18 protein-coding genes are annotated in these 19,227 nt (G+C 64.8%); 6 read left to right on the plus strand and 12 right to left on the minus strand.

The genetic code is table 11. The annotated features are described in order from the left end of the window. Positions 1-55: 55 nt before the first annotated feature. Positions 56-2,464: a YgiQ family radical SAM protein gene (locus tag ASE39_RS15290; protein WP_057224233.1), complete on the minus strand. Its 2,409-nt coding sequence runs from the start codon at positions 2,462-2,464 to the stop codon at positions 56-58. Positions 2,465-2,653: 189 nt separating this feature from the next. Here ASE39_RS15290 and ASE39_RS15295 point away from each other — a divergent pair, with 189 nt between their 5' ends. Beyond that, positions 2,654-3,625: a bifunctional helix-turn-helix transcriptional regulator/GNAT family N-acetyltransferase gene (locus ASE39_RS15295; RefSeq protein WP_057271847.1), complete on the plus strand. Its 972-nt coding sequence runs from the start codon at positions 2,654-2,656 to the stop codon at positions 3,623-3,625. 20 nt (positions 3,626-3,645) lie between these two features. Here ASE39_RS15295 and ASE39_RS15300 read toward each other — a convergent pair whose 3' ends face one another. The 3 genes from ASE39_RS15300 to ASE39_RS15310 all read right to left on the minus strand — a co-directional run bounded on the left by ASE39_RS15300 (position 3,646) and on the right by ASE39_RS15310 (position 5,307). Beyond that, on the minus strand, positions 3,646-4,356 hold the full coding sequence (locus ASE39_RS15300) for a pentapeptide repeat-containing protein (RefSeq protein ID WP_057271709.1): 711 nt from the start codon (positions 4,354-4,356) through the stop codon (positions 3,646-3,648). A gap of 88 nt (positions 4,357-4,444) precedes the next feature. Beyond that, on the minus strand, positions 4,445-4,795 hold the full coding sequence (locus ASE39_RS15305; RefSeq protein WP_010458450.1) for an SMR family transporter: 351 nt from the start codon (positions 4,793-4,795) through the stop codon (positions 4,445-4,447). Next, on the minus strand, positions 4,792-5,307 hold the full coding sequence (locus ASE39_RS15310) for a TetR/AcrR family transcriptional regulator (RefSeq protein WP_242421472.1): 516 nt from the start codon (positions 5,305-5,307) through the stop codon (positions 4,792-4,794). The genes ASE39_RS15305 and ASE39_RS15310 overlap by 4 nt, the downstream gene beginning before the upstream one ends. A 476-nt stretch (positions 5,308-5,783) precedes the next feature. Here ASE39_RS15310 and ASE39_RS15315 point away from each other — a divergent pair, with 476 nt between their 5' ends. Then, positions 5,784-6,758, plus strand: a complete 975-nt coding sequence (locus ASE39_RS15315) for a proline dehydrogenase family protein (protein ID WP_348981578.1) — start codon at positions 5,784-5,786, stop codon at positions 6,756-6,758. 82 nt (positions 6,759-6,840) lie between these two features. Here ASE39_RS15315 and ASE39_RS15320 read toward each other — a convergent pair whose 3' ends face one another. Then, positions 6,841-7,032, minus strand: a complete 192-nt coding sequence (locus ASE39_RS15320) for a hypothetical protein (protein ID WP_057271711.1) — start codon at positions 7,030-7,032, stop codon at positions 6,841-6,843. A gap of 214 nt (positions 7,033-7,246) precedes the next feature. Here ASE39_RS15320 and ASE39_RS15325 point away from each other — a divergent pair, with 214 nt between their 5' ends. The 3 genes from ASE39_RS15325 (at position 7,247) to ASE39_RS15335 (ending at position 9,682) form a co-directional block, all read left to right on the plus strand. Beyond that, complete coding sequence (locus tag ASE39_RS15325) at positions 7,247-7,840, plus strand: YigZ family protein (protein WP_010458459.1); 594 nt, start codon at positions 7,247-7,249, stop codon at positions 7,838-7,840. Between the two features lie 123 nt (positions 7,841-7,963). After that, entirely contained in the window at positions 7,964-9,379 is a 1,416-nt protein-coding gene (locus ASE39_RS15330) for a dihydrolipoyl dehydrogenase (RefSeq protein WP_057271712.1), read from the plus strand. An 87-nt stretch (positions 9,380-9,466) separates the two neighbouring features. Further along, on the plus strand, positions 9,467-9,682 hold the full coding sequence (locus tag ASE39_RS15335; RefSeq protein ID WP_010458461.1) for a YjfB family protein: 216 nt from the start codon (positions 9,467-9,469) through the stop codon (positions 9,680-9,682). A gap of 47 nt (positions 9,683-9,729) precedes the next feature. Here ASE39_RS15335 and ASE39_RS15340 read toward each other — a convergent pair whose 3' ends face one another. From ASE39_RS15340 to ASE39_RS15355, 4 genes are read right to left on the minus strand one after another with little or no spacing between them, the layout of a single operon-like run. After that, on the minus strand, positions 9,730-10,875 hold the full coding sequence (locus ASE39_RS15340; RefSeq protein ID WP_057271713.1) for an FAD-dependent oxidoreductase: 1,146 nt from the start codon (positions 10,873-10,875) through the stop codon (positions 9,730-9,732). 20 nt (positions 10,876-10,895) lie between these two features. Next, positions 10,896-12,455 (minus strand): amidase family protein, encoded by a 1,560-nt coding sequence (locus tag ASE39_RS15345; RefSeq protein WP_057271714.1) that lies wholly within the window; start codon positions 12,453-12,455, stop codon positions 10,896-10,898. Between the two features lie 43 nt (positions 12,456-12,498). Beyond that, the gene (locus tag ASE39_RS15350) at positions 12,499-13,485 is read right to left on the minus strand and encodes a tripartite tricarboxylate transporter substrate binding protein (protein ID WP_057271715.1); all 987 of its coding nucleotides are present in this window, start codon (positions 13,483-13,485) and stop codon (positions 12,499-12,501) included. Between the two features lie 59 nt (positions 13,486-13,544). Continuing rightward, complete coding sequence (locus ASE39_RS15355; RefSeq protein ID WP_057271716.1) at positions 13,545-14,909, minus strand: D-serine ammonia-lyase; 1,365 nt, start codon at positions 14,907-14,909, stop codon at positions 13,545-13,547. Positions 14,910-15,006: 97 nt separating this feature from the next. On the opposite strand from ASE39_RS15355, the gene ASE39_RS15360 reads away from it, so the two are divergent. Then, a complete protein-coding gene (locus ASE39_RS15360) occupies positions 15,007-15,963 on the plus strand; it encodes a LysR substrate-binding domain-containing protein (protein WP_057271717.1) in 957 nt (318 codons plus the stop codon). A 24-nt stretch (positions 15,964-15,987) separates the two neighbouring features. On the opposite strand, the gene ASE39_RS15365 is transcribed toward ASE39_RS15360, so the two are convergent. From ASE39_RS15365 to ASE39_RS15375, 3 genes are all read right to left on the minus strand, one after another. Beyond that, complete coding sequence (locus ASE39_RS15365) at positions 15,988-16,524, minus strand: hypothetical protein (protein ID WP_057271718.1); 537 nt, start codon at positions 16,522-16,524, stop codon at positions 15,988-15,990. A gap of 269 nt (positions 16,525-16,793) precedes the next feature. After that, positions 16,794-18,068: a glucarate dehydratase family protein gene (locus tag ASE39_RS15370; RefSeq protein ID WP_057271849.1), complete on the minus strand. Its 1,275-nt coding sequence runs from the start codon at positions 18,066-18,068 to the stop codon at positions 16,794-16,796. A gap of 143 nt (positions 18,069-18,211) precedes the next feature. Then, entirely contained in the window at positions 18,212-19,198 is a 987-nt protein-coding gene (locus tag ASE39_RS15375; protein ID WP_057271719.1) for a tripartite tricarboxylate transporter substrate binding protein, read from the minus strand. Positions 19,199-19,227: the final 29 nt, after the last annotated feature.

Consider the following 19,227-nt stretch of genomic DNA (forward strand, 5'->3'; position numbering starts at 1 on the left):
CCTGCAGATGCAATGGGCAAATGGACGCCCTGCCCGCCGCCACGCAGGCAGCGGACTATCGCGCTTTCTTGAACGGTTTGCCGCCAGCCGCCGGCTTGGCCGCGCCCCCGGTCACGCGCGGTGGCAGGCCCGTGTGTTGTGTCAGGATGCGGCCCTTGGTGGGCTGCTGCACCGTGCGCGACGCAGGCGCCACGGCGGGCTTGGCCCCGGTCGGGGTCGAGTTCTTGCGCCGCGCGCTCTGGTAGCCGCCGTCGGTCAGCGGCTGGAAGGTTGGAATCAGGTGGTGCTTGCCATTGCCGATGAGATCGGCACGGCCCATGGTCTTGAGAGCCTCGCGCAGCAGCGGCCAGTTGTTCGGGTCGTGGTAGCGCAGGAAGGCCTTGTGCAGGCGGCGGCGCTTTTCGCCACGCACGATGTCCACCGTCTCGCTCTCGCGCGTGATCTTGCGCAGCGGGTTCTTGTTGCTGTGGTACATGGCCGTGGCGGTGGCCATGGGGCTCGGATAGAAGGTCTGCACCTGGTCGGCGCGAAAGCCGTTCTTTTTCAACCAGACGGCGAGGTTCATCATGTCCTCGTCGCTCGTGCCCGGGTGGGCTGCGATGAAGTACGGGATCAGGAACTGCTTCTTGCCCGCCTCTTCGCTGAACTTCTCGAACATCTGCTTGAACTTGTCATAGCTGCCGATGCCCGGCTTCATCATCTTGGTCAGCGGCCCCTGCTCGGTGTGCTCGGGCGCGATCTTCAGGTAGCCGCCCACGTGGTGCTGCACCAGCTCTTTCACGTATTCGGGCGACTTCACCGCCAGGTCGTAGCGCAGGCCGGAGCCGATCAGGATCTTCTTGATGCCCTTGAGCGCACGGCCACGGCGGTAGATCTTGATCAGCGGGCCGTGGTCGGTGGTGAGGTTCTGGCAGATGCCGGGGTACACGCAGCTCGGCTTGCGGCAGGCCGCCTCGATCTCGGGGCTGCGGCAACCCAGGCGGTACATGTTGGCCGTGGGGCCGCCCAGGTCGCTGATGGTGCCGGTGAAGCCCTTGACCTTGTCGCGGATGTCCTCGATCTCCTGGATGATCGAATCCTCGGACCGGCTCTGGATGATGCGGCCTTCGTGCTCGGTGATGGAGCAGAAGGTGCAGCCGCCAAAGCAGCCACGCATGATGTTGATCGAAAACCGGATCATCTCCCACGCGGGGATCTTGGTCGCACCGTCGTGGCTGCCGTTTTCGTCGGCGTAGCTGGGGTGCGGGCCGCGTGCGTAGGTCAGGTCGAACACGTAGTCCATCTCGGCCGTGGTGAGCGGGATGGGGGGCGGGTTGATCCACACGTCGCGCGCCGTTACGCCCTCGCCGTGCGCCTGCACCAGCGCGCGGGCGTTGCCGGGGTTGGTCTCCAGGTGCAGCACGCGGTTGGCGTGGGCATAGAGCACCGGGTCGCTCTTGACCTGCTCGTAGCTGGGCAGGCGGATCACGCTCTTGTCGCGTGGGGGCACCTTGAGCTTGGCCTTGAGCGCCGGGTTGGCGACAAACAACATGGGCTGGATGGCGGGGTTGGGCTCGGCCGTTTTTGGGTCTTTTTGGTCCCCAGCGCTTGATCCACCTGCGCTACCAGCTACTGAATCAGGAGCATCATCCTTGCTGCAGGTGCTGCCCTGGGCGGCGGCCTGTTCGCTGGTGGTCATGTAGGGGTTGATGTGCGATTCCACGCGGCCCGGCTCGTCCACGCTGGTCGAGTCAATCTCGAACCAGCCCTTGCCGCTTTCGTCATCAGGCCGGCGCACAAAGGCCGTTCCGCGCACATCGGTGATCTGCTCGACCGGCTCACGCGCTGCAATGCGATGCGCCACCTCGACCAGCGCGCGTTCGGCATTGCCATACAGCAGCAGGTCGCACTTGGCATCCACCACGATGGAGCGGCGCACCTTGTCGCTCCAGTAGTCGTAGTGGGCGATGCGGCGCAGGCTGCCTTCGATGCCGCCCAAGATGATGGGCACGTCCTTGAACGCCTCGCGGCAGCGCTGGCTGTAGACGATAGCGGCGCGGTCGGGCCGCTTGCCGCCTACGTCGCCGGGCGTGTAGGCGTCGTCGCTGCGGATCTTCCGGTCGGCCGTGTACCGGTTGATCATCGAATCCATGTTGCCCGCTGTCACGCCCCAGAACAGATTGGGCTTGCCCAGCACCTTGAAGGGCTCAGCGCTTTGCCAATCGGGCTGGGCGATGATGCCCACGCGGAAGCCCTGGGCTTCGAGCGTGCGGCCGATCACGGCCATGCCGAAGCTGGGGTGGTCCACATACGCGTCGCCCGTCACCAGGATGATGTCGCAGCTGTCCCAGCCCAGTTTTTCCATCTCCGCGCGGCTCATCGGTAAAAACGGGGCCGTGCCAAAGCGCTTGGCCCAGTACGGTCGGTAGCTGGTCAATGGCTTTGCGGCGCGCGCAAAAAAGGAGACGTCAACGGGGGCGTTCATGCAAAGGAGGGTCGCGGCCGGCCCAATGCGATGGGGCCTCGTGGGGCGCGGCTGTGGTGGTTAACCCGCGATTTTACGGCGGCATGCCCTTTTTGTCGCTGCTTGCGTGTTGCCCTTGCACGGTGGAGGTCTTGATAGGCATCAGGCATATACTTGCCAAAGTCAATTAATTGCATGACAGAGGCATTCATGACCACGATCCTCAATACCCCCCAGCCCACCCCCGCAGTCGCGCTGCCCCCTGCCAGCGCCGTGAAGGCGGTGAGGCGCTTCAACCGCTTCTTGACCCGCCGCGTGGGTGTGCTGGACCCGTACCTGGGCAGCAACCTGTCGCTCACCGATGTGCGCGTGCTGTACGAGCTGGCCCACCGTGAGGCGCCCGTGGCCAGCGAACTGGCGCGCGACCTGGGCCTGGACGGCGGCTACCTGAGCCGCATCTTGCGCCGGTTTGAAACAACCGGCTGGATCACCCGCAGTGCCAGCGCCAGGGATGCGCGCCAGAGCGTACTCGCCCTCACGTCGCTTGGGCGCGACGTGTTCGAGCCGCTGCAGCAGCGCTCACGCGACGAGGCCGCTGCTCTGCTGGCCCCCCTGCCCCCTGCACGCCAGCAGGAGCTGGTGGATGCCATGGAACGCATCGAAACCTTGCTCGACCCGACCTTGGCCAACCTATCGGGACCTCGCGTGGCCGTGCTGCGCGACCCGGTTCCCGGCGATATCGGCTGGGTGGTGCAGCAGCACGGCGAAATCTACTGGCGCGAGTACGGCTGGGACAGCCGATTTGAAGCCCTGGTGGCCGACATCGCCGCGCAGTTTGTGCGCAAGTTCCAGCCAGCGTGGGAGCGTTGCTGGGTGGCGGAGCTGGACGGCGAACGCGTGGGCGCCGTGTTCGTGGTGCGCAAATCGGCCACCACGGCCCAGCTGCGCATGCTGATCCTGTCGCCCAAAGCACGCGGACTGGGCCTGGGCGCACGCCTGACCGATGAGTGCATCGCGTTCGCCCGGGCCAAGGGCTACAAGAAGATGGTGCTGTGGACCAACAGTTGCCTGACTGCCGCACGTGGCATCTATGCCAAGCGAGGGTTCAAGCTGGCCAAGTCTGAGCCGTATGAGGGATTTGGCCAGCAGTTGGTGGGGGAGACATGGGAGCTCAAGCTGTAAACCACTCCCAGCGGGCTGCATCACGCCACCCGGATGCCCAGCTCACTGATCAGCATTGCGGCCTGGTCGGCCGAGAGAATGGCCCCTTTGAACGACTGTGCCAATTGGGCAATCCGCAGCCCGCCGAGATCCACCGAGCGCAGGTCGGCCCCGTCAAAGCGCGCATTCTTGAGATGTGCATCGCGCAGGCTTCCGCCCTCGAAAACGGCATCGCGAAAATCGCATCCCGCCAGATCGGCGTCCGACAAGTCCAGCTGCTCCACCGCCTGCTTGCGAAACGAAATGCCGCGCAGGTCGGCCCCCACCAGCAACGAATCATGAAAACTCAGCCCCAGTGTTTCGGCCTCCCGAAAATGCGCGCCCGTGAGCTTGACCTCAGCAAAACGAGCCGAAGCGAGGCTGGAACGGACCCACGACGTGTTGTTGAGATCGCAGCGATGAAAGCGCGCATCGGTCAGGTCCGCCAGGTGGAACTGAGTCTGCCCCGCACGGCAGTCGAGCCAGCGCGTGCCTGCGAGGCCCGCCCTCTCCAGCGACACCTCCCGCAGCGAACAGCCGATGAACTGCGCACCCTGGAGCGCTAACCCTGATAAATCCCCGCCATCGAAGACACAGTGTTCAAAGTGCAAAACAGGATGCCCGGCGGCGCAAAGCGCCTGCAACTCTGTCCTGGACAAAGTCTGGCCAGTGATGCATTGGGGCTCAGTTGATGAAGTAAGTCTGAGGTTCATGGCAGTTGCTGGCAACGAATTGGGCTGTCGGCGAGATGGATCGGAACTCGGAAGCAGGGAAAACCACGCCGTTTTGGCGCGTGCACCGTCAATGGCTGACGCTTTTGGAACACAGGTTCACGACCAATACGCCCGCCACGATCAACCCCAGCCCCAAGAGGGCGGGCAGATCCAGCCGCTGCCCGTAGTGCAGCCAGCCCACGGTGGATACCAGCACGATGCCCACCCCCGACCAGATCGCGTAGGCAATGCCCACCGGCAGGGTCTTGAGCGTGAGCGAGAGCAGGTAGAAGGACACGGCGTATGCCACCACGGTGATCACGCCAGGCACCAGCCGCGTGAATCCATCGGAAGCTTTCAGCGCCGTGGTGCCCAGTACCTCCAGCACGATCGCAGTGCCCAGCAGCAGATAGGCGCTGGCGGATGCGCCCCCGCTCATGGCCGCCCCCCGCCGCAAAGCTTCAGAAGAATGTCCAGGATGGCCGCCTTGCGCGGCCCATCCAGCGCATAGACATCGAGCATCTGTGCAAACCAGAATCCATCCCCCGCCAAGCGGCAGGCCATCAACACGTTGGCTGCGTGTGGATCATCCCCATCAGCCTTCAACGCCACCGCCATGGCCGCATGCCACCGCTCCCGGCACGGCGCTGATGTGAGAGCCAGCAAGCCGATGGCCCGCTGGGTTTCCACCTGGTGGCTGTCCGAGCCACTGTCAAAACAGGTTCTGATGTAGGCCCGCGCGTGGCGCCCCGGCGTGTCGTCTTCCTGCTTCAGCGCTTTTTCGAAACTCTGCTCGAACTCCTCGAAAAGTTGGTCCGACAGGGCGTCGAGCAGTGCTTGTTTGCTGCGGTAGTGATGCTGCAGTCCGCCTTTGGTCACGCCCGCCCGCTGGGCGACAGCATCGAGGGTGACGGCGTGGAGGCCTTCCCTTACCAACAGCTCACGGACCACGCCCAGCAATTGGCTGCGGATGAGTTCAGGTTGCTTCTGTCTACGATGTGCTGCAGTCATTTACAAACCATCTGGATGGATTGTTTATTGTAGCAATGAGCCCATCACAAGATGCACAGGAAGCCCTTATGCCAACGTGTGGACTTTCCTCGCTTGCATGACCCGCGTGCACCTTAAAGCCGTGGCGTCTGAACAGGGCGGGTGGCATGGCCACCTGGCGCTGAATACATGGCCCACCCGTTCACGTGGGCCGCGGCTGGTAAGGGAGATGTGAGCTGAGGCTGTACGATCGCCAGTTGGCACCTTACGTCGGCAACTACACACAGAAGAACGCATGCACCGCGCAGCCTGGCCTCCATTGATGAACTGAACGCCCGCAGCGTGAGCTGCCGCTGCGCTTTGGGCGCACGCGGTCGCAACGTTGCCCTTGCTGGCCCCCGCCCGGGCCAGCGCTTTGCTTTTCCCGTCGATTCCCGTTGCCCTGGTTCAATGCCGGGGCGCGGAGGACGGGAAGCAGCACGTTTTTCATTCTGGATACCGACATGCAACTTCTCGACACACTGGTGGCGCGCGCCATCCCTTGGGTGCCTCGCGCACTGATCCACAAAATCTCTCGCCGCTACATCGCAGGCGACACCCTCGCCGAAGCCCTGGTGCGCGTGCAACAGCTCAACGCGCAAGGTTTCGCCGTGACGCTCGACGTACTGGGCGAAACCATCTCAACCCTGCCGGAGGCACAGGCCACGGCCGATGCCTACATCGAGGTGCTCCATGCCGTCCAGGCCCAGGGATTGCAAGCCAACATTTCGATCAAGCCTTCTGCACTTGGGCTGCTGCTCGGTGAGCAGCAGTGCGAACAACTGATTCTGCGCATTCTTGAGATCGCGGAGCGCCATCAGAACTCCGTCTGCCTGGACATGGAGGACGCCAGTTGCACCCAAAAGGAAATCGAATTGTTCGGGCGCTTGAGGGCACGGTTTGGCAACGTCGGGCTGGCATTGCAGGCGTATTTACTGCGCACCTACCAGGACCTTGAACCGCTGATGCAAAGGGCCCACACCTTGCGCATCTGCAAGGGCATCTATGTGGAGGATCGCTCGCACCTCGTGCACGATGCATGGAACGACCGCAGCGCCATCAACGAGCACTTCCTGAAGCATGTCGTGCGCTGTTTCGAAGCAGGCAGCTTCGTCGGCATCGCCACACACGACGCTGCATTGATCGCGCGCATCGTCGAGCGGGTGCGCCGCGATGGCATCGACCGGAGCCAGTTTGAATTTCAGATGCTGCTGGGCGTGTGTGAACCCTTGCGCGACAAGCTGCGGGGGATGGGCTTCAATGTGCGCATCTATGTGCCCTTTGGCAAGGACTGGTACGGGTACAGCACACGAAGGCTGAACGAGAACCCCCGCATCGCAGGGCATATTGCCAAAGCGCTGATCGGACTCTGACGGTACCCCACAAAAAATGGTCCCTCAGGACCATTTTTTGTGAAACGGTGGTGCGGCCACCACCGGCTGGCAGACGGGGCGGCTACCACTCCCCCACTTCGCGCACCCGCTGGGCCAGGTCCGGGATGGCATCGTCATCCGTAGCCGCAGTTGCCACCACGGGCGCAACCACCACATCCGTCGCACCTGGCTGCACGCGCTGCGGCATGAAGCGGCCAAATACATGGCTGACAAGGGTGGCGGGCAACGGGGCGGAGAAAGGCGTGGCAAACATGGTGTTCCTCTTTTAATGGCCTGGGTGCTTTCAAATTGGTAGCACGAGCGTAGGCCACATCAACAAGCCGCCAGTGTAGGAACACAAGCCAATGCCATGTGTGACAGAACGCACAAACAACAGCCTGCGCTGGATCAACATTGTTACAAGACGCAGCGGGTGTGAATTCCGTCACGTTTTGGCCCCGCGGGCCGCGCCTTAAACTCGGCGCCCCATGCCCTACACGCTGGCTGTGCCTGCGCACAGTGAACTCATCATCAAGAAGAGCCGCTTCATCGGCTGCGTGCAGCCCATGGCCGACCGCGCCAGTGCTCAGGCGGCCGTGGATGCACTGTGGAAGCAACACCCCGGCGCCGCACACATCTGCTGGGCCTTGCTGGCGGGCGGCCAGTCCGCCGCGGTGGACGACGGCGAACCCGGCGGCACAGCCGGTCGCCCCATGCTCGACGTGCTGCGCCACCAGGACCTGGAAGGCGTGCAAGCGACCGTGGTGCGCTACTTTGGCGGCGTCAAGCTGGGCGCGGGTGGACTGGTGCGCGCCTACACCGACACTATTGCCCAGGCACTGCTCACCGCCCCCAAGGTCACGCTGCAGCGCATGAAAACGCTGCAATGCCATGTGCCCTATGCGCTGGAGGGCCTGCTGCGCCGAGAGATCGAAACGGCTGCTGCCGAGCTGGTAGGCGTACAGCACGGCACGCTTGTCACGCTGCAGCTACGGCTGCCCGAGGCCCGGGCCACTGCCTTTGTGCTGCGCATCAACAACCAGGGCCAGGGCCGTGTGGGCTGGACCGAGCCCGAGGCCTGAACCCGCCAGCAAAGCCCGGGCAGACCCGGGGCAGCGTCCAGAACAAATGCCTTTGCGCCTACAAGCACTCCGCCGACAGGCCGCCACACTCAGAGTTTTACCGGGCTTCCAAGGAGAACCCCCATGAGCCAACCGCTCGACACCATCATCATTGGCGCAGGCACTGCAGGCTTGGCCGCCCTGCGCGAAGTGCGCAAACGCACGGACCGCTACCTCATCGTCAACGAAGGCCCCTGGGGCACCACCTGCGCGCGCGTGGGCTGCATGCCCTCCAAGGCGCTGATCGAGGCGGCCAACGCCTTTCACCTGCGCCACGCCTTTGAAGAATTCGGCCTGCGGGGCTCCAACGCCTTGACGGCCGACCTGCCCGCCGTGCTGCAGCGTGTGCGTGCCCTGCGCGACAACTTTGTGGCCGGCGCCATCAAGGCCACCGACGACCTGGGGAGCGCCCGCATTGCAGGCCGCGCAAGCCTCCTGGGGCCCAATTCCGTGGACATCGACGGCACCGCCTACCCCACCCGCAGCATCATCATCGCCACCGGGTCACGCCCCAGCGTGCCAGAAGAATGGCTGGCATTCGGCGACCGCATGCTCACCACCGACACCCTGTTCGAGCAACCCAGCCTCGGCCCTCGCATTGCCGTGATCGGCATGGGCCCCATCGGCGTAGAGATCTCCCAGGCGCTGGCCCGGCTGGGATTGCAGGTGGCCGCCTTCACCACCAGCCACACCCTGGCGGGCCTGGGCAACCCCGCCCTCAACGCCGAATTGACGGCGCTGCTCAAGCAAGAAATGGTGCTGCACATGGGCGCCAAAGCACAACTGCGCGAAGTGCCCGGCGGCATCGAAGTGAGCAGCGGCCCCCACCGCGTTGTGGTGGACCAGGTCATCGCCGCCATGGGCCGGGTGCCCAATATCGAGCACCTGGGCCTGGACACTCTGGGCGTGCCACTGGACAAACGCGGCATGCCCTCCGTAGACCCACAAACCCAGCAGATCGGCAACCTTCCCGTGTTTCTGGCGGGAGACGCCACCACCCGCGCGCCCCTGCTGCACGAGGCTGCCGACGAGGGCCACATTGCAGGCATGAACGCCCTGGCCCCCACCCCCACTCGCTTTCGGCGCCGCACCCCGCTGGGCATTGTGTTCTGCGACCCCAACATCGCCACCGTGGGCCAGCGCTTTGCCGACCTGGACCCCGCCCACACAGTCACTGGCACCACCAGCTTTGACAACCAGGGCCGCGCCCGCACATCGCAGCAGAACCACGGACGCATCTGCATCCACGCAGACCAGGCCACCGGCCGCCTGCTGGGCGCCGAAATGTGCGCCCCGCAAGGTGAACACATGGCCCACCTGCTCGCGCTGGCCATCCAGCAAAAACTTACCGTGCACGACCTCCTGGGGATGCCGTTCTACCACCCCACGCTGGAAGAAGGCTTGCGCACCGCGCTGCGGGATACAGCGCGGCAATTGCCCGAGGGGCGCGAGTCTGATTTGGCTGCGTGTACAGCCATTGGTGTGGCGGCACTGGAGTAAGAGTTACTGCGACGGCCCCAAGATGTAACACCCCTCAAGCCCGGTACCCAAACTGCCGATACCAATCCACCACCCCAAGGAATCACCATGGACGTCGCCCTTGCCAACAGCATCGTCAACACCGCCACCGCGCTGGCCAGTGCCAAGACGTCGGATGCCCTGAACATGGTGGTGCTCAAAAAGGCGCTCGACATGCAGGCCGTATCTGCCGCCACCATGATCGACGCCATGCAGCAATCCATGCCCCAGCCCGGCCTGGCCACCAGCGGGACCCTGGGCACCAACGTCAACACTTTCGCCTGAGCGCCTTTTCTTCAAGGCCCCAAGCATCCTCCGTTTGCGCAGGTAGATCAACGCAAACGCGCAGGCGAGAGCCCTTCCAGCACCACACCCTCGCGCACCAGCTCCTCGGCCAACGGCTCGCGGCGCAATAGCTGGCGGGCCAGCAGCGAGGCACCCGCCGCGCTTTGAATCCCATACCCGCCCTGCCCGGCCAGCCAGAAGAAACCGTGCACGTGATTGTCCCAGCCGATCACCATGTCCCCGTCGGGCACAAACGAACGCAGGCCTGCCCAGGTATGGGAGGGGCGGCGGATCTGGAAGATCGTTTTTTCCTCAATGTGATAAATGCCCGTGGCCACGTCCAGCTCTTCCGGCACCACGTCGTGCGGATGTGTCGGGTCGGCGTTGGCGGGCGAGCCCAGCAGCTGGCCCGCATCGGGCTTGAAGTAAAAACTCTCGTCAATGCCAATCACGGCGGGCCAGTGGGTGGCGTCCATGCCCTCGGGCACGGCAAACGTGAAGGCGGTGCGGCGGCGCGGCTCCAGGCCAATGGGTGGCACGCCTGCCAGGCCCGCCACCACGTCGGCCCAGGCGCCTGCGGCGTTCACGATGGTTGTGGCTTGCAGCACCCGGCCATCGGCCAGCGTCACCAACCAGCCGTCGCCCTCACGCTGCAGGGCCGTGACCTCGGCATTCGCCAGCACCTGGCCGCCGCGCTGGCGCAGGCCGCGCAGATAGCCTTGGTGCAGCGCGTGCACGTCGATGTCAGAGGCTTCGGGCTCGCTCATGCCTGCGGCCACGGCCTCGGGTTTCAGGCACGGTAGCTGGGCCAGCAATGCGCCCTGTTCCACCCATTCCACGTTGGGGGAGATGGCATGGGCTTCTGCATAGGCCTGTTTCAGCAGGTCGAGCTGGTCAGGCCCGGCCACATAGACCACGCCACGGGGCGAGAGGATGGGGTCGGCGCCAAATTCGGGCGGCGGGGCGTCGTAAAACGCACGGCTCGCCCGCGTCAGCGCCTGGATGTTCGGGGTACCGTAGGTGGCCATGTACAACGCTGCCGAACGGCCGGTGGTGTGGTAGCCGGGTTGCGATTCGCGCTCCAGCAACAGCACGCTGGAGGCCTCACCCCCAACGCTCTCTTGCACAAGCTGCCACGCCACCGAGGCCCCCGCAATGCCCGCGCCAATGACGATGGTGTCCACTGATTGCATGGTTTGTCTCCTGGCTCGATTTACACCGCTGACACTTGCACCGCCGACGCCGCCCGGTCATCGCGCGGCAGGCTGCGGGCATCACGTGGATCCGGAGCACCGGTGACGATGGAGGTCAGCGCGGGCTCGGCGTGTGTTTGCATCAATTTGGCCAGGTCAGGCCGTGGGCGGGCCAGCCCGGCAATGCCTTTGAAAGCTTGCTCCATCGCATGGCCCACGCCCAGCGTGTGGCGGTCGGCGCGAAAGCGCCCCACGATCTGCAGGCCAAACGGCATGCCCGCATCGTCCAGCCCACACGGCAGGCTCAGCGCCGGGTGGGTAGTGAGCGTGGTCACATAGGTCAGCGCCAGCCAGCGGTAGTAGTTGGCCTGCGGCTCGCCGTTGATGTGGCTGGCAAACAGCTGGGTCCAGGCAAAGGGCGATACGGGCGTGGTGGGCGCCAGGATCACGTCGTAGTTCTCGTACAGCTTCTGGAAGCGCGCCAGGATGCGCGTCTGCTCGGCCTGCGCCCAGGCGCTGTCCAGCAGGGTCATCGCAGCGCCCATTTCGTAGTTGGCGCGGGTGTTGGGGCCCAGACTGGCAGGGTCGCGCTCATAGGCTTCGCGCGTGCTGGCCACAAAGGCTTCGGCGCGCAGCACGTCAAAGCAGCGATGCACGTCGCCCAGGTCGATGTCGATGGCGTCGCAACGCGCAAACAGGTGCTTCATGGCCTGCACCTTCTGGCGGAACACGGCGCGGATGCCGTTGTCCACCGCGCAGGCGCCAAAGTCCTCGGTGTATGCCACGCGCAGGCGGCTCAGGTCTACCGTGTCGGGCAGCAAGAAGCTCATCGGGTCCAGCGGGTAGCTCAGCGGGTCGCCCGCCGACATGCCCGCAGTGGCGGCCAGTTGCAGGCAGGCTTCTTCCACCGTGCGGCCCATGGGGCCCACCACCGAAATCGGGGTCCAGCCCAGCAGCTTGCGTGAGCTGGGCACCACACCGGGCGATGGCCGGAAGCCCACCACCCCGCAAATGGATGCCGGGATGCGCAACGATCCACCCGTGTCCGACCCCGTGCACACCGGCAGCATGTCGCACGCCAGCGCAGCGGCCGAGCCGCCCGACGAGCCTCCGGCATTCAGATTGGGGTTGAACGGGTTGCCCGTGGCGCCCCACACCGTGTTGCGCGAATTGGCGCCCGCCCCCATCTCGGGGATGTTGGTCTTGCCCGCCACGATGGCACCCGCCGCGCGCAGGCGTGCCACCAGCACGTTGTCCTCCGCCGGTATGTTGCTGCGGTAGATCTCCGAGCCATAGCTGGTCAGCAGCCCGGCCGTGGCTTCGAGGTCCTTCACGCCCAGCGGCAGGCCATGCAGCAAGCCCAGGGGCTCGCCGCGTTGCACCGCCTGCTCGGCCGCCTTGGCCTCGGTGCGGGCGCGGTCGTAGCAAGTGGCGGTGATGGCGTTCACATATGGATTGACGGCCTCAATGCGTTCAATGCAGGCATCCAGCAGTTCCACCGGAGAAATTTCGCGCGTAGCGATGCGGTGGCGCAGTTCGTTGGTAGTCAGCTCGACCAGGGTGCTAGGTGCAGTCGTCATGTCGAATTTGTCTCCTTTTTCTTGCTGGCCTTGTGGGAATCGATCAGTCTGCCGTGATGGCCGCACGCTGCGCGACGGCGCGCATCAACGGCAGTTCCTTGTCGATCAGCTCGCTCACGGCCTTGGCGGAAGCATAGGTGGGTTCAAACCCCACGGCGATCAGTTTGTCGCGGGTTTCGGGGTCTGCCACCACCTGCGCCAGCGTCAGCTCCAGCCGCGCCTTCACCGCTGGCGGCAATCCGCGTGGCGCCATCATGGCCAGCCAGGTGTCCATCTCCACGCCGGGGTAGCCACTTTCGGCCAGGGTGGGCACCTTGGGCAGCAGGGCCGAACGCTTGCCCGCTGTCACGGCAATGGCCTTGATCTTGCCGTCCTTGAGCTGTGGCAGCGCGGCCGACACGGTGTCGACCGTGAACGGAATCTGCCCACCCATCAGGTCCACCATGGCGGGCGAGCTGCCTTTGTAGGGCACATGCTGGATCTTGAGACCCGCCGCGTGGAAGAACATCTCTCCCGCAAACTGCGACGTGGTGCCCGCGCCATACGAGCCGTACGAATACTTGTCGGGCGCTGCCTTCACCATGGCCACAAACTGCTTCACGTCGCTGACCGGCACGTCCTTGTTGGCCAACAGGATCAGGCTGGTTCGCCCTGCAATGCCGATGGGCTCAAAACTCTTGACCGGGTCGTACGGCAGCTTGGCGCGCACGGCGGGGTTCACGGTGAAGGTGGTGCCCGAACTCATCAGCAGCGTGTAGCCGTCCGGCGCGGCCTTGGCCACATACGCCGCGCCAATGGTGGTGCCTGCCCCCGCGCGGTTGTCGATGACCACGCTCTGGCCCAGCTTGTCGCCGAGCTTCTTGCCAATGAGGCGGCCCAGCACGTCGGTGGCGCCACCGGGCGGGAACGGAATCACCAGCGTGATGGGCTTGCTGGGGAAAGCCGCCTCTTGCGCCATGGCAGGGGCCCACGCAGCGGCCCCCAGAGCACACATTACGGCGGACGACAAAAGCAGTTGCTTGCGGTTCATGGGGTTATCTCCAAAGGTGACAAAGGTTGGGGGATAGACAAATCGGGGAATGACAACAATCAGCCTTGCGCCGCGAGCACGGCCCGCCCGCGCTGCACAAAGCCCTGGTACTGCGCATCGGGCACCAGCAGGCCGCCCGTGGTCCACACCAAGTGGGTGGTGTTGTGCAGCACCGCATCCACGCCGGTGCTGCGCAGCCAGGCCTGCCCAGCCGGGGTGCCCGTCAGCATGGCCGGGCCGCTGAAGCCTGCCGCAGCCGAGGGCTCGATGCGCTCGCCCAGGGCATCCAGCACCAGCACCAGCTGCGCAAACAAGGTGTCATCGCTCACGGTGAACACACCCGACAGCAGCGGCTGCATCAGCTCGGCCGCGAGCAGCGACGCACGCGGCACGGCCAGGCCATCCGCCTCGGTGCGGTTGGTCAGGCCCCAGTCGTACACCGACGGATGATCGCCCACCCCCTGCGTTGAATCGGCCAGCATCTGCACCAGAAAACACGGCGACTGCACTGGCTCTGCAAAAAAGCAATGCACATGCGGCCCCAGCAACTGCCGTAGGCCAAACGTGATGCCCGCTGGCGCGCCGCCCACCCCGCAAGGCAGGTACACGATGAGCGGGTGCTCGGCATCCACCGCCACACCCTGCGCCGCCAGCTGCTTTTGCAGGTGCAGCGCGGCTGCGCTGTAGCCCAGCAGCAGCGAGAACGATTGCTCGTCGTCCACAAAGTGGCACAGCGGGTTGCTGGCCGCCTCGGCACGGCCTGCGGCCACGGCGCGTTCGTAGTCGCCCGTGTGTTCCACCACCTGCACACCACGCTGGCGCAGGCGGTCTTTCTTCCACTCCTTGGCATCGGCCGACATGTGCACCGTGGCCTGAAAGCCCAGGGCCGATGCCACGACGCCGATGCTCATCCCCAGGTTGCCCGTGGAGCCCACCGCCACTTGGTAACGGCCCAGCACCTCGCGCGCCGCCGGGGTGGCCAGCGCGCGGTAGTCGCCACCGGGCAACACCAGCCCGTGCTCCAGCGCCAGCCGCTCGGCAAACTCCAGCACCTCGTGCATGCCACCCCGGGCCTTGATGGAGCCCGCTACGGGCAGGCTGTGGTCGGCCTTGATGAACAAGCGTCCCTGCCCCTCGGCCACACCCAGCGCGGGTTGCAGTGCGGCGGCGGGCAACAGGGGCGACTCCACCACGCCCCCGGTGGCCGCCAGCTCGGGAAACACGTCCGCCAGCAACCCGGCAAACCGGGCCAGCCGGGCGGCAGCGGCCTGCGTATCATCCAGACTAATGCTGCGCCCCAGTGCCTGCAACGCCGCCGGGGGATGCGCCTGCCGGGCCGGGTTGGTCCACAGCGCGGGCTGGGCATTGCGCAGATGGTTGGCCAGCATCGCATCCATAGCAGGCGTTCGTTCAGCAGGCGTCATACAGATTCATTCAGTTCGTTGAAGTCTTGCCTGCATTCTTCGCCGGTCATGCCACTGTCACAAGCCATTTATAGTGAGCGCAGCATTAGTATTAATAATGGACATTCGCCTCTCCCCCTCCCTGCTGGCCTGGCTGCGCAGTTTTGATGCAGCGGCCCGCCACGGCAGCTTTACCAAGGCGGCGGCCGAGCTTTGCATCACCCAGGGCGCCGTCAGCCAGCAGGTCAAGCAGCTCGAAGACTGGCTGCGCCGCCCGCTGTTCTTGCGCACCCCACGCGCCCTGGTGCCCACGCCCGAGGGCAAATGGCTGGCTGTGGTGCTGCGCGAGAGCTTCGACGCCATAGAAAGCACCCTGGCCCAGATGCGCCAGCCGCCCGAGGCCGCCACCGCCACCTTGAGCTGCTCACCCTCCTTCGCCATGAGCTGGCTCACGCCCCGCCTGGGCGACTTCTTTCGCCAGCACCCGCACACCGGCCTGCGCGTGTTTGGCGAATTCCACACGCTAGACCGCACCCGCATGGTGCGCGATGGCATCGAGGCCGCCGTGCGCTTTGACCTGGGCGGCTACCGCGACCTGAACGCCACCGTGTTTCTGGACGAATGGCTCATCCCCGTGGCCAGCCCCGAATTCCTGGCCCGCCACCCGCCCATCACCCAGCCGCAAGACCTGCACGGCGACTGGCTGCTGCACGATGGCAGCGCCTGGGACGGCGCCGACACGTATGAAGAATGGCAACACTGGTTTGCCCAGGTGGGCGCCACACCGCCGCCCTGGGCAGGCGGGCAGCAGTTCAACCTGTCGCAACTGGCCCTGGGCGCCGCCCTGGCCGGCCAAGGCATTGCCATGGGCCGCGCCGCGCTGGTGCTGCAGGACGTGAAGGCGGGGCGTTTGGTGCCGCTGCTGGGGCACAGCGTGTTGTCGCGGGCGGCGTATTCGTTTGTGACCACCGCACACCCCAGCCCGGTGATGGAAATGGTGCGGGAATGGTTGGGGGATGAGGCGCAGCGGTTTTGCCAGCAACGAAGCCAGACGCTGCCCGCACCCACCGAATGATTGCTTTCTTCCCGTGGCCTTTTTTCAACGCAGGCTGTCGTCAGGGAGTGACCTGCGAGGAAGTGCCTGCACCACCGTCGTCACCAGTTCCTCCACCGAAGCGTCTGAGCGCAGCTCGATAACAGGACAGCTTCGCGCCCCCAGCCAGGCCCGTTGCCTTGCCAGGCTTCTGCCCGGCAACAAGCCCTCATCGTACTGAGCCGCCCACTCCAGAAATGCGGGGTTCACATGGCCGAAGCGCTCCGTCTCCCGGCGCTGAAGGCGCGCAACGCGCGTCGGGGTATCCAGACAAAGGAAGACGATGAGATCGAAGCAATCCTCCAGATCGCGCCCCCACTCGGCCACAGATCCGGCCAGCACAGCCACATTGCTGGCGCGAAGATCGTTCAGAAGCAGAGACAGGCGTTCGGAGCGATCGCGCTTGGTGGTGAACGGCGGTGACGTGGGCAGCCAGTAATAGTCATCGGCTTCAAGATGCACCCCGCCCAGCACGGCAGCAAGGGCCACAGCCAATGTGGAGGTGCCGGAGCCTGACGCGCCGGTGATATGGATGCGCAACATGTGAATGGTTCTCCGGAGCCAAGTAGGTCGGGTTAGCGAAGCGTAACCCGACGCTTTGGGCCTATGCGAGCTGTCGGGTTACGCCCTGCGGGCTAACCCAACCTACGGACCGCCAAGTGCGGTGCGGTGACGTGCGACAGAGCAAGCCATGCCCAGCGCACAGAATTTTGAGTTTTTTGACCTCTATCGCTCGATTCAAAAGCGCTATCAGCTACATTTTTGATAGCATTTTCTTTTCAAAAAAACAGGTACGCCGCCACTGCACAGGTTCAAAACCTCGGGGTCTTTCCGCTGAAGGACGGGTCGTACTTGCGCATTTGCGTCAAGTCGTCACGGTTGCGCACGCCACAGGTCTTGTACTGCTCGTGCAATATGGCCATGGCGCCACGGTCCAGTTCCACGCCCAGGCCGGGGGTCGTCGGCACCACCACCGAGCCTTTGTTGAAACGGATGCGCCCGCCCTTGACGACTTCTTCCTCTTGCCAGGGATAGTGGGTGTCACAGGCGTAGGTCAGGTTGGGGACGCTCGCTGCCACATGGGTCATGGCCATCAGGCTGATGCCCAAGTGGGAGTTGGAGTGCATCGACATGCCCAGCCCCCACAGCCGGCACATGCGCGCCAGCGTCTGGGTGGCGCGCAGGCCGCCCCAGTAGTGGTGGTCGGACAGCAGCACTTTCACCGAACCCATTTCGCAGCCCTTGCGAAAATCCTCCATGGTGGTGATGACCATGTTGGTCGCCAGCGGCAGCTTGGTGTGTTTCGCGAGTTCGGCCATGCCTGCAAGGCCCGGCGTGGGGTCTTCGTAGTACTCCAGGATGTCGTCCAGTGCCGGGGCGGCAGCGATGCTGGCCGCCAGCGACCAGTTGGCGTTCGGGTCCAGCCGCAGCGGCACGCCGGGGAAGGCCTTGGCCAGGGCCTGCATGCAGGCCACCTCGTGCGCGGGCTCGAACACGCCGCCCTTGAGTTTGATGCTCTGAAAGCCATACAAGTCGATCATGCGCTGCGCCTGCGCCACGATCTGCGCGGGGCTGATGCCTTCGCCCCAGGCGTCGGGGGCATACGGCGTGTCGATGTGTTCGGCGTACTTGAAGAACAGGTAGGCGCTGTACGGAACGGCATCGCGCACCTTGCCGCCCAGCAGGTCCACCACCGGCGCACCAACAATCTGCCCCTGCAGATCGAGCATGCCGACCTCGAAGGTGCTGATCACTTTGGGTACGTTCTTGATGGCGTGGGAGCCCGGCGCCAGCTCAAACTCGATGGCGCCGGGCACCGCCTTGACAGTGGCGCGCACGCGCTCTTCCATTGTGTTGAGGGCGAAGGGCGACAGGCCGATCAGCAGCGGCGTGGCCTGCGCCAGGATCTGGAGCATCGGTTCATCGCCATAGGTCTCGGAGATGCCAACCCGGCCGTCGCTGGTTTCGATCTCGACGATGGCGCGCAACGCCCAGGGTTCGTGGATACCGGCTGCGTTGAGCAACGGACCGTCGCGAAAAGCGATGGGCGTGACCAAAACGCTGGTGATAGTGGTGTCGCGTGCCATGAAAACGTGTTCTTTCAACAGGGCTGGGTGGTTCGATCAAAAAAGCCGTGGAGCGGCAGCTTTGAAGCGCCCGCACAATCGGTTGTGCTGTGCGGCCGGGTTACTGGGCAACCGGCGCAGTCCGCGCAGCCTGGGGCGAGCCATCAATCGACGGTGGCGCCGACTTTCTGGACGAGGTCGCCCAGGCGGGTGACATCTTTTTGGGTGACGGCGGCCAGCTCGGCGGGAGTGCCGCCCACGACCTGCATACCGAACTGGGTCTCCAGCTTGTTCTTAAGTTCGGGGGCGTTCAGCGCCTTGATGATCGCGGTGTTCAGCCGGGTGATCACGTCCTTGGGGGTGCCCTTGGGCGCGTACACGGCCTGCCAGGACACCAGATCCAGGCCGGGGAAACCCGCCTCTGCGGTGGTGGGCACGTCCGGTGCCAGCGGCGAGCGCGCCTTGGTGGTGACGGCCAAAAACTTCAGCTTGCCGGCTTTTACCAACGGCATGCCGGCGGTGAGTTGGTCAAACAGAAATGGCACGTTGCCAGCGGCCACGTCCTGCAACGCCTGCGGACTGCCCTTGTAGGCGATGTGCTGCATGGGCACCTTGATCAACTCGGCCATCTGCGCACCGGTCAAGTGGGTGGAGGTGCCCGCACCGGACGACGCATAGGAGGCCTTGTCAGGGTTCTTCTTGATCCAGGCCACCAGCTCTTGCACCGAGTTCACGCCCAGGTCGCTGTTGACCATCAGCACATTGGGCACATAGGCAATCAAGGTGATCGGCTCAAAGTCTTTCACCGGGTCATACGGCAGCTTCTTGTACAGCCCGGCATTGATGGCATGGGTGCTGATCGTTCCGCCAATGAGGGTGTAGCCGTCGGCGGGCGACTTGGCGACGGACTGAACGCCGATCACGCCGCCCGCGCCGGGGCGATTGTCGACCACCACCGACTGCTTCAAGGCCAGCGACAGCTCTTGCCCCACCACACGGGCCACCACATCGGTGGAGCCCCCCGCAGCGAAAGGAACCACCCAGGTGATGGGCTTGGCGGTAGGCCAGTCGGCAGCCTGCGCGCCGATGGCGGCCAGGCTAAGGGCGCTGCAGGCAGCAAGCAGGGTCAGGCGACGGGTGACACGGTGCATGGTTTGTCTCCATAGGGATGTGGTTTTAT

It is taken from the genome of Acidovorax sp. Root267, from assembly GCF_001429215.1.
In the GTDB taxonomy this organism is placed as follows: domain Bacteria; phylum Pseudomonadota; class Gammaproteobacteria; order Burkholderiales; family Burkholderiaceae_C; genus Acidovorax; species Acidovorax radicis.

Excerpts from the sequence above, each read along its gene's own strand:
- ASE39_RS15290 (WP_057224233.1), bottom strand. The coding sequence starts at position 2,464 with ATGAACGCCCCCGTTGACGTCTCCTTTTTTGCGCGCGCCGCAAAGCCA.
- ASE39_RS15295 (WP_057271847.1), top strand. The coding sequence starts at position 2,654 with ATGACCACGATCCTCAATACCCCCCAGCCCACCCCCGCAGTCGCGCTG.
- ASE39_RS15300 (WP_057271709.1), bottom strand. The coding sequence starts at position 4,356 with ATGAACCTCAGACTTACTTCATCAACTGAGCCCCAATGCATCACTGGC.
- ASE39_RS15305 (WP_010458450.1), bottom strand. The coding sequence starts at position 4,795 with ATGAGCGGGGGCGCATCCGCCAGCGCCTATCTGCTGCTGGGCACTGCG.
- ASE39_RS15320 (WP_057271711.1), bottom strand. The coding sequence starts at position 7,032 with ATGTTTGCCACGCCTTTCTCCGCCCCGTTGCCCGCCACCCTTGTCAGC.
- ASE39_RS15325 (WP_010458459.1), top strand. The coding sequence starts at position 7,247 with ATGCCCTACACGCTGGCTGTGCCTGCGCACAGTGAACTCATCATCAAG.
- ASE39_RS15330 (WP_057271712.1), top strand. The coding sequence starts at position 7,964 with ATGAGCCAACCGCTCGACACCATCATCATTGGCGCAGGCACTGCAGGC.
- ASE39_RS15335 (WP_010458461.1), top strand. The coding sequence starts at position 9,467 with ATGGACGTCGCCCTTGCCAACAGCATCGTCAACACCGCCACCGCGCTG.
- ASE39_RS15340 (WP_057271713.1), bottom strand. The coding sequence starts at position 10,875 with ATGCAATCAGTGGACACCATCGTCATTGGCGCGGGCATTGCGGGGGCC.
- ASE39_RS15345 (WP_057271714.1), bottom strand. The coding sequence starts at position 12,455 with ATGACGACTGCACCTAGCACCCTGGTCGAGCTGACTACCAACGAACTG.
- ASE39_RS15350 (WP_057271715.1), bottom strand. The coding sequence starts at position 13,485 with ATGAACCGCAAGCAACTGCTTTTGTCGTCCGCCGTAATGTGTGCTCTG.
- ASE39_RS15355 (WP_057271716.1), bottom strand. The coding sequence starts at position 14,909 with ATGACGCCTGCTGAACGAACGCCTGCTATGGATGCGATGCTGGCCAAC.
- ASE39_RS15360 (WP_057271717.1), top strand. The coding sequence starts at position 15,007 with ATGGACATTCGCCTCTCCCCCTCCCTGCTGGCCTGGCTGCGCAGTTTT.
- ASE39_RS15365 (WP_057271718.1), bottom strand. The coding sequence starts at position 16,524 with ATGTTGCGCATCCATATCACCGGCGCGTCAGGCTCCGGCACCTCCACA.
- ASE39_RS15370 (WP_057271849.1), bottom strand. The coding sequence starts at position 18,068 with ATGGCACGCGACACCACTATCACCAGCGTTTTGGTCACGCCCATCGCT.
- ASE39_RS15375 (WP_057271719.1), bottom strand. The coding sequence starts at position 19,198 with ATGCACCGTGTCACCCGTCGCCTGACCCTGCTTGCTGCCTGCAGCGCC.